Annotated in this window: 13 protein-coding genes; 11 read left to right on the forward strand and 2 right to left on the reverse strand. The window is 61.7% G+C overall.

Annotated elements, in window-relative coordinates:
- The first annotated feature begins 14 nt into the window (after positions 1-14).
- The 3 genes from BST47_RS25865 to BST47_RS25875 all read left to right on the forward strand — a co-directional run bounded on the left by BST47_RS25865 (position 15) and on the right by BST47_RS25875 (position 3,566).
- Positions 15-1,226, forward strand: coding sequence for a cytochrome P450 (locus BST47_RS25865; protein ID WP_083128693.1), 1,212 nt, complete (start codon positions 15-17; stop codon positions 1,224-1,226).
- On the forward strand, positions 1,223-2,674 hold the full coding sequence (locus BST47_RS25870) for an aldehyde dehydrogenase family protein (RefSeq protein WP_083128696.1): 1,452 nt from the start codon (positions 1,223-1,225) through the stop codon (positions 2,672-2,674). Before BST47_RS25865 ends, BST47_RS25870 begins: the two co-directional genes overlap by 4 nt.
- Before the next feature lie 88 nt (positions 2,675-2,762).
- Positions 2,763-3,566: a 2-keto-4-pentenoate hydratase gene (locus tag BST47_RS25875; protein ID WP_083128698.1), complete on the forward strand. Its 804-nt coding sequence runs from the start codon at positions 2,763-2,765 to the stop codon at positions 3,564-3,566.
- 287 nt (positions 3,567-3,853) lie between these two features.
- Here the strand turns inward: BST47_RS25875 and BST47_RS25880 are convergent, their stop codons facing one another.
- Both BST47_RS25880 and BST47_RS25885 read right to left on the reverse strand, forming a co-directional pair.
- Positions 3,854-4,357, reverse strand: coding sequence for a hypothetical protein (locus BST47_RS25880; protein WP_083128701.1), 504 nt, complete (start codon positions 4,355-4,357; stop codon positions 3,854-3,856).
- Positions 4,357-5,157, reverse strand: a complete 801-nt coding sequence (locus tag BST47_RS25885; RefSeq protein WP_083128738.1) for an IclR family transcriptional regulator — start codon at positions 5,155-5,157, stop codon at positions 4,357-4,359. Before BST47_RS25885 ends, BST47_RS25880 begins: the two co-directional genes overlap by 1 nt.
- Before the next feature lie 532 nt (positions 5,158-5,689).
- On the opposite strand from BST47_RS25885, the gene BST47_RS25890 reads away from it, so the two are divergent.
- From BST47_RS25890 to BST47_RS25925, 8 genes are all read left to right on the forward strand, one after another.
- Positions 5,690-7,144 carry an aromatic ring-hydroxylating dioxygenase subunit alpha gene (locus BST47_RS25890; protein ID WP_083128740.1) on the forward strand — a complete coding sequence of 485 codons (1,455 nt, stop codon included), beginning with the start codon at positions 5,690-5,692 and terminating at the stop codon, positions 7,142-7,144.
- A gap of 29 nt (positions 7,145-7,173) precedes the next feature.
- Entirely contained in the window at positions 7,174-7,737 is a 564-nt protein-coding gene (locus BST47_RS25895; protein WP_276068220.1) for a 3-phenylpropionate/cinnamic acid dioxygenase subunit beta, read from the forward strand.
- Positions 7,734-8,039 (forward strand): hypothetical protein, encoded by a 306-nt coding sequence (locus BST47_RS25900; protein ID WP_083128705.1) that lies wholly within the window; start codon positions 7,734-7,736, stop codon positions 8,037-8,039. The genes BST47_RS25895 and BST47_RS25900 overlap by 4 nt, the downstream gene beginning before the upstream one ends.
- Positions 8,036-8,839 (forward strand): 3-(cis-5,6-dihydroxycyclohexa-1,3-dien-1-yl)propanoate dehydrogenase, encoded by an 804-nt coding sequence (gene hcaB, locus BST47_RS25905; RefSeq protein WP_083128707.1) that lies wholly within the window; start codon positions 8,036-8,038, stop codon positions 8,837-8,839. The genes BST47_RS25900 and hcaB overlap by 4 nt, the downstream gene beginning before the upstream one ends.
- Before the next feature lie 28 nt (positions 8,840-8,867).
- Positions 8,868-9,068, forward strand: coding sequence for a ferredoxin (locus BST47_RS25910; RefSeq protein WP_014211439.1), 201 nt, complete (start codon positions 8,868-8,870; stop codon positions 9,066-9,068).
- Positions 9,065-10,306, forward strand: coding sequence for an NAD(P)/FAD-dependent oxidoreductase (locus BST47_RS25915; protein WP_083128709.1), 1,242 nt, complete (start codon positions 9,065-9,067; stop codon positions 10,304-10,306). Before BST47_RS25910 ends, BST47_RS25915 begins: the two co-directional genes overlap by 4 nt.
- A 550-nt stretch (positions 10,307-10,856) precedes the next feature.
- A complete protein-coding gene (locus tag BST47_RS25920; protein ID WP_083128712.1) occupies positions 10,857-11,942 on the forward strand; it encodes a cupin domain-containing protein in 1,086 nt (361 codons plus the stop codon).
- A 126-nt stretch (positions 11,943-12,068) separates the two neighbouring features.
- Positions 12,069-12,965 carry a dihydrodipicolinate synthase family protein gene (locus BST47_RS25925; RefSeq protein WP_234809863.1) on the forward strand — a complete coding sequence of 299 codons (897 nt, stop codon included), beginning with the start codon at positions 12,069-12,071 and terminating at the stop codon, positions 12,963-12,965.
- Positions 12,966-13,057: the final 92 nt, after the last annotated feature.

Genomic DNA, 13,057 nt, shown 5'->3' on the forward strand with positions numbered 1-13,057 from the left:
GGAGCCGAGAGTCGGTGAGCACGATCCCAGAGCTCGACGTCGATATCTTCTCCGACGAGGTGTTGCGTGATCCGTTTCCCACGTACGCGCGCATGCGTGAGCTAGGGCCGGTCGTCCGTCTGACCGCTAATGGCGTGCTCGCGGTCGCGCGGTATGCCGAAGTGCGGGCAGTCCTCATGGACCACACGCGATTCATCTCGGGCAAAGGTGTCGGCTTCAACAATCAGTTCAACGAGGTCCGTAGACACAGCGTCATCGCGTCCGACCCGCCACGCCACGAGATGCTGCGCGGTGTTCTCCAGGATCGTTTGGGGCCTCGTTCGATTCGCAGTGTGGAGCAGATCATTCGGCCCAGAGCTCAATCGCTTGTCGACGAGATGACCAGAAGAGAGTCCTTTGATGCGGTGACCGACTTCAGTCAGGTCTTTCCCGTAGAGGTCGTCGGAGAGCTGATCGGCCTCCCCGTTGATGCTCGCTCGGAGTTGCTGCGCTGGGCCAGCGGTGCGTTCAACGCCTTTGGCCCGCCGGGTGATCGCACCTCGGCAGGCCTGGCCGACATCGCCGAGCAGTTCGAGTACATCCGCAACGTCGCAACGAGGGACCAACTGGCCCCGGGCAGCATGGGTGCCGCGGTATACGAAGCGGCCGACGCTGGGGTCATCCCCGAGGAGTACTGCCTGCACCTACTTTCGGCGTACCTTACGGCGGGGATGGACACGACCGTCAATGCGCTTGGGGCGATGGTGTGGCTGCTCGGGACGCATCCTGAGCAGTGGCAGGAACTCCGCGGGTTACCCCACCGGGTCAACGCCGTCGTGAATGAGGTGTTGAGGATCGAAGCACCTGCGCAGCTCTTCTCCCGTGTCGCAGCGGTGGACGCCGAGGTGAGCGGAATTGAGATCGCCGCGGGTGAGCGGGTTGCTGTCATCTATGGAAGCGGCAATCGCGATGAGCGCCAGTATCCCGAGCCAGACAAATTCGACATTCACCGAAACGCCGCGGGTCATCTGACCTTTGGAACCGGTCTTCATGCCTGCGCGGGTCAGGTTTTGGCCCGGATCGAGCTCCAGGCGGTATTGGAATCGATGATCGAGCGCGTCGAGACGATCACGATTGGCGAGCCCACCCGCAAGCTCAACAACGTGTTGCGTGGATTCCGTAATGTCCCTGCGACCTTCACGCCCGCTCCGATCAAGAATCCAGTACTTTCCGGAGAAACGGCGTGATCGGCAGTCGCCACAGCCATATCTATGTCGATGGTGTCTGGCGGGAGTCCGATTCCGATGCCTTCATCGACCTCACCGATCCGGCCACCGAGGACTGGGTCGGGAGCGTCCCAGACGGGAGCTCCGCCGATGTAGCGTCGGCGGCGATCGCGGCACGCGCCGCGCTGCGGGGGTGGGCCGAAGCGCCATCCAAAGATCGTGCAGCCCTGATCGCCGCGCTGGCCGACAGTTTCGATGAACGATGCGAGGAGATCGCGCGCCTCGTGACGGCCCAGAATGGAGCCGTAATCTCGAGGTCGCGTCGTACCAATGGCACTCGTCCCATAGCTCTCTACCGCCACTGTGCCGAGATAGCCGGATCCTTCGAGCCCGAAGTCGCCAGTGCCGACGGGAAGGGCATCGTCAGACGTGAACCGGTGGGTGTCGTCGGGATCATCATCCCGTGGAACGCGCCCCAGTCCTTATTAGCCCACAAGCTGGCTCCGGCTCTCGCCGCAGGGTGCACGGTCGTCGTGAAACCTGCGCCGGAAACACCTTTGGACTCATTGCTCATCGGGGAGCTCGCTGCGGCAGTCGGATTCCCTCCCGGGGTGATCAACGTCGTCACCGGTGGCCGTACGACAGGGTCCGCGGTGATTGACGATCCGAACATAGACATGGTGTCCTTCACCGGCTCCACGGATGCTGGTCGCGCAATCGCCTCGCGTGCAGGCCATTTGTTGAAGCCGGTCGTAGCGGAGCTGGGTGGAAAGTCGGCGGCCGTGTTGCTCGACGATGCGGACCTCGAGCTCTTCGCCGACAACTTGGTCACCACCTGCCTGCCGAATACGGGGCAGGTCTGCTACTCGTGCACGCGTGTCATCGCGCCTCGCGCACGCTTCAGCGATGTACTCGAGGTCGTCACATCATGCTTGGCCAGTGCTCAGTTGGGTGACCCGCTGGATCCAGGGACAGTCTTCGGTCCGCTCGTCAGCGCGGCGCAGCGTGCACGTGTCGAGGACTACATCGACTCGGCTGGTGCCGAAGGAGCTCGGGTGATCCTCGGGGGTGGCCGTCCGTCCATTGCGACCGGCTTCTACGTCGAGCCCACGGTGATCGTCGACGTCGACCGTACGATGCGCGTGTTCCGCGAAGAGATATTCGGGCCCGTGCTGGTCGTGGTTCCTCATGACGGAGATGAGGACGCGACACGAATGGCCAATGATTCGTCATATGGGCTTGGCGGTGCGGTGTTCAGTCGTGACGTCGAGCGTGCGACGGCGGTGGCGCGCAATATGCATACCGGGCGCATCTCGATTAACGCGCGGAGCCACGGTGTCTCCGCCCCAGCCGAGGGATACAAAGACAGCGGAGTCGGCGGCTCGCTCGATATCTCCTCCCACCTTCGACTCAAGTCCATTGCCGGGGTGGTCGACGTCGACCGGCATGCGAAAAGCGCTCGGCAGTAAGAAGGGCTTGCTTGGCAACACTTGCGCGAACCCCATTAACCCTGTCCATAACGTCGATGACGTTGCCGCCCAAAAAGGAAGGTCACACATGACAACCACAGTTCGCGACATCAGCATCATCCGAGCTGCCGTCGACCGTATCCAAACCGCTTTCGTGACAGGGCAACCAGCACCACCGGTGCGCACGCTGATCGGCGCGGAGGACATCGATTCGGCGTATGCGGTTCAGCAGGAGCTCAACGCTCGCCGGGTGGCGGCGGGAGGAGTGGTAATCGGTCGAAAGATCGGCCTGACTGCTCCTTCAGTACAGCAACAACTCGGCGTCGACCAACCGGATTTCGGTGTCCTATTTGCGGACATGGACGCATCCGGCGAGACGCTCGTTCCTTATCGAAAGTTGTTGCAGCCCAAGGTCGAAGCCGAAGTCGCCTTCGTACTCGCGGAAGATATCGACAGAGATGTGTCAAGCGAAGATCAAATTCGAGGATCGATTCGCTACGCCGTTGCGGCACTGGAGATCGTGGATAGCCGCATAGCGAATTGGGACCTGAGTATCGCTGACACCGTGGCGGACAACGCCTCCAGCGGGCTGTTCGTTCTGGGGGAGAACCGGCTCGAAATCGACGAATTCGAGCCCCGGGACGTCGTCATGCGAATGTCGGCCGATGGCGTTCCGGTATCAGCGGGCTCTGGGGCGGCCTGTCTGGGTGACCCGATCCTTGCATTGATGTGGTTGGCCAGGACAGCTGCTGCGTACGGGCAGCCACTTCGCGCTGGCCAGATCGTTCTTTCGGGAGCGCTTGGACCCATGGCCGCGGTCAGGCCCGGCGTTCATGTCGAAGCGGAGATCGAGCCTCTGGGATCGGTTTCCGCCACGTTCTCAGAGGCATGATGGCAATGACGAAAGTCGCCATCATCGGTTCGGGGCACATGGCACCGACCTCATGCAGAAGATCATGCGAATTACCGCGGTACTGGACGTCGCCGGGATGGTGGGCATCGATCGCGCTGCCCGGCGTCGCACGGGGAGAGGTCGAGTGTTCCGATAACCCGTGAGGGCCTGCAGCGCCTGATTGCGATGTCTCATTTCGACGAGATCGACATCGTGCTATGGAGAAGCGAGGTTTGATCGTGCGCCTCGGCGTCGGTGGACGTCTACCGCCTTCGTCGCTGTAGCGCTTATTCGTCGAACCCTTCACCTGGGATGGCAAACACCGCCCGTGCGTTTTCGTTGAGATTGGCAAATCCATCGATAATCACCTGCTTCACGCGCATCTCGTTGTCAGCTATGCGAATCAGCCACGTGCGAAAGGCCGACCCGGTGAATTCTTCGCTGACCAACGAGGGTGCTTTCCAGCGTCGAAAGTAGAACTCAAGATGGGTCGTCAGCTCGACCACACCCTCCTTCGCCGGGATGTAGGAAAGTACGTGGCGCAGTTCCAGGCGTTCGTCGAAGATCCCGGCCCGTTGGTCAAGGTACGTCTGCAGACCATCGCGGCCTTTCCACTGGTAACCACCACGAAAACCGATCTGAAAGTCGTCGGTGAGGACCGCCGCGAACATCGGTTCGGCATTCCGTTGCTTCTCCATGCTTAGGAACGCGTCGAGGGTGGCAATGAAGCCAGGCAAATCTGGGGCGCCGCTGAGCATTTCACTGTCGGCTTCCACTTTTTTGGACGTCATCAGCCGAGATTGCGGGCTAGCTCGGCGGCGGCGTCTGTTAGGGCAGTGCGAGCTTTGCGGATATCTGAGGGCCCGAATCGATAACTGGGCGCTGACGCATTGAGTGCCAGCCTCATCTGGGAACCTCCTACGGGTACGGCCACGGCAACAGACGCGACGCCTTCCTCACTTTCCTGGTTGCTGGTCGCAAACCCACTCTTTCTGACCTCTGCCAATTGAGCGCGCAGTTCGGTGAGGGTACGCACGGAATGCTCGGTGAGTGGCTCCAAATGTGGGTCGGGATACAACTGGTCAAGCTCGTCATCGGATAGTCCGGCGAGTAGGACTTTACCTGTCGACGTGCAATGGGCAGCACGTGTAGTACCCAAACGCGAAATCACTCGAACAGCAGAAGGGCTTTCGAGTGCCGCGATGAAGCGAACGAGTCTGCCGTCCAACGTTCCTACGTGCACGGTTTCTTGCAACGTCTCCGCGAGGTGGCGCAGAATCGGCGCGGCGGTGCGCGGTATGTCCATCCTGGAGTGCACAGCGAACGCCACGTTCGTCAAGGACGGTCCGGGCTGGTATGCCCTGCTGATCGGATCTTGGCGGACAAAACCGCGGTACTGAAGCATGGATAACAGGCGATGCGCGGTCGACGAAGCGACCTGCAGGTACTCGCTGGCGTCAGTGAGCCGGATCTGAGAGCGGTCTCCGAGGAGGAGGATTAGGCGAAGAGCATTGTCGACAGACTCGATCGGATATTGCGGGAGCTTTCCGGTGCTGTCATGCTCCATGCCCGCGACAGGAGGTTTCTGCATGACAGAGACCTTACCGCGGTGAAAGCCGAATGCAGCTCGAAGAATCGCGACGCTCAGGCATCGGCGGCGTAATGTCGCCTCACCGCACAACATCTGGCACCGCCGTCGGCCCGGGCGGTCCGCAGACTTGCTTCCCGCGGCGTCGTCGTCGGTGACCAGTCCAATCCGTAGGCGGCGCAAAATCTCCGACGAAATCTGCTCGGCCAGTACCGCTGACAGCTGCTGGCATCCCACGCATGCCTGCCCGTGCGCAGCAGTACCGGGCCGGTCGTTTTCGTTACGGGCCCTGTGCCCACTCGTCGCAAATCGCGTGGGCAAGGAAGACATACTGCCTCGGGCGGTGAATGCCGTTGTGGACGTTTCGTCGAAGGCAACGAAGCGGGCTGCGCGACAGTTCGACAGCTCAGCGAGGCCGGTTGACTACACCGGCAAATTGACGGCATACTCTCTGCTAGACAGAGTCGTGTTCTACATAACAGTGAAGGCGCCTCAGTCGAGGATTGGGTCCCGTCGCTGAGTCATGGAGTTGAAGATGCAGGATCACGGTGAGGTGTTGGCGGCAGTACGCACTGGCATGATTCCGGCGCACGTGTACAACGACAAGCAGATTTTCTCGCTCGAAAAGGAGCGGCTGTTCAGTCGGGCGTGGTTGTTCGTCGCGCACGAGTCCGAAATTCCGCAGCCGGGCGACTACGTGGTCAGGCAAGTGCTACAGGATTCGTTCATCGTCGCTCGTGATTCTGCAGGCGAGGTCCGGGTGATGTTCAATATGTGCCTCCATCGCGGTATGCAGATTTGTCGGGCGGAGATGGGGAACGCGTCGAATTTCAGATGCCCTTACCACGGGTGGTCTTACCGCAACGACGGCCGCATTATCGGACTGCCTTTTCACCAAGAGGCCTACGGAGGGGAGGCGGGGTTCAACAAGGCGGGTCAGACCCTGTTGCCAGCGCCGAGTGTGGCCAGTTACAACGGGTTGATCTTCCTGTCGATGGATCCTGACGCAGAATCGCTTGAAGATTACCTGGGTGATTTCAGGTTCTATCTCGATTTCTACACCAAGCAGGGCCCCAACGGTCTCGAGGTGCAGGGTCCCCAGCGTTGGCGGGTAAAAGCGAACTGGAAGATCGCAGCTGAGAATTTCGCCGGGGACATGTACCACACGCCGCAGACGCACACGTCGGTGGTCGAGATCGGCCTGTTCCGAGAGCCGAAGGCTCACAAGCGCAAAGACGGCGCAACCTATTGGGCGGGCAGAGGTGGGGGGACCACATACAAGCTGCCTGAGGGGAGTTTCGAAGACCGGATGAGCTATGTCGGCTACCCGGCGGAAATGATCAGTCGTGCCAAGGCGACCTGGACCGAGCAGCAGCGACAGGTGGTGGGCGCCGATGGGTTCATGATCTCGGCGGCGACGTGCTTTCCGAACATCAGCTTCGTGCACAACTGGCCGAAAGTCGAGGACGGCGAGCACGTCTTGCCGTTCATTTCGATTCGAGTATGGCAGCCCATTAGCGAGAACGAGACTGAAGTGCTGTCCTGGTTTGCGGTGGATTCTGATGCCCCGGAAGCGTTTAAGGCGGCCTCATACAAGGCTTATTTGATGTGTTTCGGCTCGACGGGAATGTTCGAACAAGACGATGTCGAGAATTGGGTGTCGCTGACCAACACCGCGGGGGGTTCGATGGCCCGCCGACTGCGGCTGAACAGCCGGATGGGGCTGCTCGCAGACGATGCCCGGGTGGTCGACACCCTAAGCAGCGCTCAGTTTCACGGGCCTGGATACGCTCAGCTCGGTTACAACGAGAACAATCAACGGCAATTATTGAGGCTCTGGGCTGACTACCTCGACATGCCGCCGCTGCGAGTCGACCCGGCTACTGTGCTCACCGACAACCCGCAAGGTATTGAGCCAATGGTGCAGACCAATGGCCGGGCCGTTGCCGGTATCGACTCGGAGTCGGCTCCGACGTCGGTGATGCTGTGACCGTCGAGGATCAGCGCACTGGTCGACCCATGGCCCCATCGGTACTTGGTGCGCACGCAGCCCGCGCCCAACGTGTGGGGGAAGCCTTGCCGTTCGACGATTCTCGCCATCTGGAGGCGCATCGCTTCCTCATCAACGAGGCGTACCTTCTCGATGCCCAAGACTACGACAGGTGGCTGGGTGTTCTTACCGAGGACATTCACTATTACATGCCGGTGCGGATCACCACCGCCGCCGGCGCCGGATTCGATAGCTCAGCAGGAATGGCGCATTTCGACGAGAACAAATACTCACTCAGTCGTCGGGTTGCGCGATTCGCCACCGAGCACGCCTGGACTGAGGATCCGCCGTCGCGCCTGCGTCACTTCATCACCAACGTGCGCACATTCCTCACCGACGACGCCGACTACCTCGCGGTCGACAGCGCTGAGTTGTTGTTCCGCAGCCGCGGCGACGTCAATGAGTCCACGCTCCTTTCATGCGGTCGTGAGGATCTCCTACGTCGCGATGGCAACGCCCTCAAACTCGCCCGGCGCACAATCGCCGTCGATGAATCAGTGCTTCGAATGCAGAATCTGGCGGTATTCCTATGAGCTCGAATCGACCCGGCGAGGGCGCGCAGTCACCACCACAATCGGCGTGCGAGGAACTGGCTACGCTGCTGGCCGGGGCGACCGGCGATGCACTTAACATCGCCAACGAGTTCGCAGAGGTCGTCGTGCGCCGAGTGACCACTCGCAACGGAGCTCGGCTGTTGATTCAGGCGCCAAAATCGGCGCAGTGGGTGTCGCTGGATGCCTTGGAGATCGAGGCGTTGACCTGGCAGAACCCAGCCACCTTAGCGGCCATGGTGGGGAACGCAGGGACTCCCTTGATTCTGGGCGACGAGGTATGACTGGCTGGCTGGCGGGCAAACGCGCATTGATCGTCGGCGGAGGTTCGGGTATCGGTCGGGCCACCGTCGACGCGTTCCTGAACGAGGATGCCCAGGTCGCCGTGCTCGAGTACGACAGCGATAAGTGCTCGGCGCTGCGCCATCAGCTGCCCGACATCCCGGTAATCGAGGGTGATGGGACCACCCACACCGCCAACGACGAAGCTGTGCAGGTCGCTGCCGACGCGTTCGGCGGACTCGACACATTGGTGAACTGCGTGGGGATCTTCGATTTCTACCGTCGTCTTCAGGACATCCCCCCCGAGCGAATCGACAAGGCGTTCGACGAGATGTTTCGTATCAACGTCCTGAGTCATATCCACTCAGTCAAGGCTGCAGTGCCGGCATTGATGGGCCAGGACGGCGCCTCGATCATCCTCACCGAGTCCGCTTCATCATTTTATCCAGGACGTGGCGGCCTGCTGTATGTCGCGTCGAAGTTCGCGGTGCGTGGCCTCGTCACCGCACTGGCTCACGAACTCGCGCCGAGGATCCGTGTGAACGGTGTTGCCCCAGGGGGAACGTTGAACACCGACCTGCGCGGACTCGACAGTCTCGACCTTGGCGCCCGCCGTCTGGATGCTGCACCCGACCGGGCCCGCGAATTGGCTGCTCGCACACCGCTCAACGTGGCCCTATCGGGTCACGACCACGCGTGGAGTTACGTCTTTCTCGCTTCGCACCGCTCCCGCGGGCTTACCGGCGAAACGATCCGCCCCGACGGCGGTTTCGGCCTCGGACCTGCACCCCAGCGCAATTGAACCCGACGAACATAGGGAAGGAAAGCACATGGACGGAGTCATAAAGGCTAACCACGCGGTATGTCAGGGATACGCGAACTGTGTCGTAGCCGCCGAGGACTACTTCGACATCGACGACCGGGGACTCGTGTTGGTCCGGAAGACGGAGGTCCCTTCCGCGGACAGGACCCGGGTCGAGGAGGCTGCGCGCAGCTGTCCGGTGGCAGCGTTGGAAGTCGTAGACGAATGACGTCACGGGTCGTCATCGTCGGCAGTTCTGTCGGCGGGGTCCGCACGGCCCAGGCGCTGCGATCGGAAGGCTACGACGGCGACATCGTCCTCGTGGGCGAGGAAACTGCACTGCCCTACGACAAACCGCCGCTATCCAAAGCGTTGCTTGCGGGTACGAGTGACATCGCGGCTGCGACGTTACTCACCAGAGACGCTGCCGCCGCCGACGCCATCGAGCTTCGCCTCGGCCGCCGCGCGATCGGAGTGGATGTCGCAGCGTGCGAGGTTGAGTTCGCCGATGATGAGCCCCTGCACTACGACCACCTGGTGGTGGCCACCGGAGCGAGCGCGCGACCATCCCCGTGGGGCCAGGGACCGGGCGTTCATGTGCTACGCACCCTAGAGGACTGTCTGCGGCTAAGGGCCGACCTCGTTGCCGGTGCCCGCCTCGTGGTGATCGGGGCAGGATTTATTGGGGCCGAGGTCGCGTCAACCGCGCGGTCACTGGGGCTGCAAGTGACGGTTGTCGACCCGGTGCCGGTGCCGATGAGCCGGGTGCTTACCGAAGAGATCGGTGGGTGGTTCGTCGATTTGCACCGAGACCACGGAGTGCACACGCGATTCGGCGTCGGTGTCGAGAATATTGAGGGGGAGCGCGGCAACTTGGAGGTCGGCCTCACGGACGGGACCGTCGTGGAAGCCGACACGGTGGTGGTGGGCATCGGCGCCGTGCCGAACGACGGCTGGCTGATGCCGTCCGGACTGGTCGTCGATGACGGCCTGGTCTGCGACGAGTTCTGTCGTGCCGTCACGTCAGAAAACGTCTACGCAGTCGGCGACGTGTCGCGTTGGTTTCATCGCGCCCGCGGCGTGATGATGCGCATCGAACACTGGACAAACGCGGTCGACCAGGCGTCTTGCGTCGCGCACAATATCTCGCACCCCGACCATCTGCGCTGCTACGAGCCCGTCGAGTACGTATGGAGCGACCAGTACGACTGGAAGATCCAGTTTTGCGGCCAAACAACTCACCTAAGTGAGCCACTCGTCGTCGGAGATCGATTGTCCGACAATCGATTCACAGCGCTCTACCCCGATGGCGAGCAACGTTTGAGCGGCGCCGCGATCGTGAACTGGCCTCGAGCACTGATCGAGTGCAGGCGTGCACTGAAGGCCGGCAGCGATCTCGAAACTGTGCGGGGGAGGCTCGAACTGTTGACGAACCCACCCGACACTGCCGCGACGCGATCACCATAGTGCGGCCACACGTGGTTGCCCGCCCCATTGGACGTGGCACTGTACGTGCACCGAAGACGCTCGCAGCGGCGTCGCAATCTTAATTCGACAACGTCTCACCAGCGGGGAAAACGGCCCTCAAGATCAACGCCTTGCCGTTATCTCGCCTCACCCGATCTCGAGTTGCTCCCCAGCGGCAACAGTGTCGTCATTGTGTTGTGCGCCGATCCGAGATGACTAGCGGAGCTGGCGCGAGTCGGCACGGGGGGCCGCCGACGTGTTGGCTGAAGATAGATAGTCTTTCCGCAGATCGGCGCGCGAGCAGCTCAACGAACACGCTCGCAAGTCCATCCGGGAGCACCCGCGACACCACGAATTGCGGCACCGGATGACCTGGATGGCGGCGGAGTCGAATTCGTCTAGCGTGCTGCATAACTCGACCTTTCGCCCCGTTAGGGGTACTGACCCAAGAGGTCAGCTCAGTGCTGCCCGTGCGCTATTGACGCGACCGGCGGGTGCCGATAATCTCTAATTGACAGAGTGTCATTCTGCCAACCAGAGAAGGTAGCCAATGTCCACCGCCGAGAGTTCAGAGCTCCGCGAATTCGACGTCGAGCTCGAGGCTGCCAACTTACGTGGGCAATGGATATACGACGAAATGCTGGAAAGCGTCGTCGGCGGCCCCAAGCCCGCCGGTGTTCCCTTTCTGTGGCGATGGCACGATGTTCACGCGAAGCTTCTGAAGTCGTGCGACGTGATGCCCGAAAGTTTGACGGCGCGACGCAATCTCTCGTTCATCAATCCGGATGCCCGGGGAACCACGCACACCATGAACATGGGCATGCAGATGCTCAAGCCCGGCGAGATTGCCTATGCGCACCGCCACACCATGGCAGCGCTGCGGTTCGCTATTCAAGGCGGCCCCGGCCTGATTACTGTGGTGGACGGCGAGCCGTGCCAAATGGAGGACTACGACCTCGTCTTAACCCCTCGCTGGACGTGGCACGACCACGAGAATGCCACTTCGGAGAACGTCGTTTGGCTCGACGTGCTCGATATCGGATTGGTGCTCGGGCTCAATGTTCCCTTCTATGAGTCCTACGGCGAGAAGCGCCAACCTCAACGCGAAGAGCCTGGAGAGCATCTCGCCGACCGCGGGGGCCTACTCCGCCCTGCGTGGGAGCAGGTCAAGACGGCGAACTTTCCATTCCGCTATCCCTGGCGCGACGTCGAGCGGCAGCTCCAGCGGATGGCGGGCCTTGCGGGCAGTCCCTACGACGGCGTCGTCCTGCGGTATGCCAACCCCGTCACAGGCGGATCGACCATGCCAACGCTCGATTGCTGGGTGCAATTGCTGCGGCCCGGCCAGCGGACCGACGCCCATCGCCACACGTCGAGTGCCGTGTATTTCGTCGTGCGTGGCGAAGGGACGACGGTCGTCGACGACGTGGAGCTTGACTGGGGGCCCCACGACAGTTTCGCGGTGCCTAACTGGAGCACCCATCACTTCGTCAACCGGTCGACAGAAGATGCCGTGCTGTTCTCGGTCAACGACATCCCCACACTCAAGGCGCTCAATCTCTACTACGAAGAGCCCGAGCTGTCATTGGGGGCGCACCCGTTTCCCCCAGTACCCGCCAACCTCCGAGCCCGCTGACGTTTCACCAGAAAGGCAATGCCTGTGCCTGACACGAAGTTGACCGTTGATGACATCACCGGGGTCGTCGGCATCATTCCTACGCCCTCCATCCCGACGGCCGACCAGCCCGACACAACATTCTCCGTGGACCTCGACGAGGCGGCGACGCTTGCCGACTCGATGGTCCGCGGCGGGGTCGACGTGCTTATGACCACAGGCACCTTCGGCGAGTGTGCTTCGCTGACATGGGACGAGTTGCAAAGCTTCGTCGCCACCGTCGTCGATGCCGTCGCGGGGCGAATCCCGGTTTTCGCTGGAGCGACGACGCTCAACACCCGCGATACGATCACTCGAGGTCGTCGGCTCGGCGAGCTCGGTGCCGACGGTTTGTTCGTCGGTCGTCCGATGTGGCTGCCCCTCGACGACGCCGGGATTGTGCGCTTCTATCGCGATGTGGCCGAGGCAGTGCCGAACCTGGCAATGGTTGTCTACGACAACCCAGGCGCCTTCAAGGGAAAGATCGGGACCCCCGCATACGAGGCGCTTAGCCAGATACCGCAGGTTGTCGCTGCCAAGCATCTCGGACTGCTCAGTGGCTCCGCCTTCCTCTCCGACCTCCGCGCCGTCGGCGGTCGTGTGCGGCTACTGCCGCTTGAGACCGACTGGTACTACTTTGCCCGGCTATTCCCAGAGGAGGTCACCGCCTGTTGGTCGGGCAATGTGGCCTGCGGCCCTGCGCCGGTAACCCACTTGCGCGACTTAATCCGAGCCCGCCGCTGGGACGACTGTCAAACGCTCACCGACGAACTCGAGGCCGCTCTCGAGACGCTCTACCCGGGCGGCAACTTCGCCGAATTCCTCAAATACAGCATCCAGATCGACAACGCCCAATTCCAAGCAGCCGGTTTTATGCGCACCGGGCCCACCCGGCCGCCGTACACCGAAGTGCCGGAGTCCTACTTGGCTGGAGGGCGCGAGGCCGGCAAGAACTGGGCCGCACTCCAGCAGCGCTATGCGTCACTTACCGTCTCGAACCACTGAATCGCCCGAGGACAGCACATGTTGGTGAAGGCGTTGGGTTATGTGGGTGTGGAGTCTCCGGATGCGAAGGAGTGGTTGGAGTTCGGTCCGGA

The organism is Mycolicibacterium tusciae, assembly GCF_002086795.1.
Classification (GTDB): Bacteria; Actinomycetota; Actinomycetes; order Mycobacteriales; family Mycobacteriaceae; genus Mycobacterium; species Mycobacterium tusciae.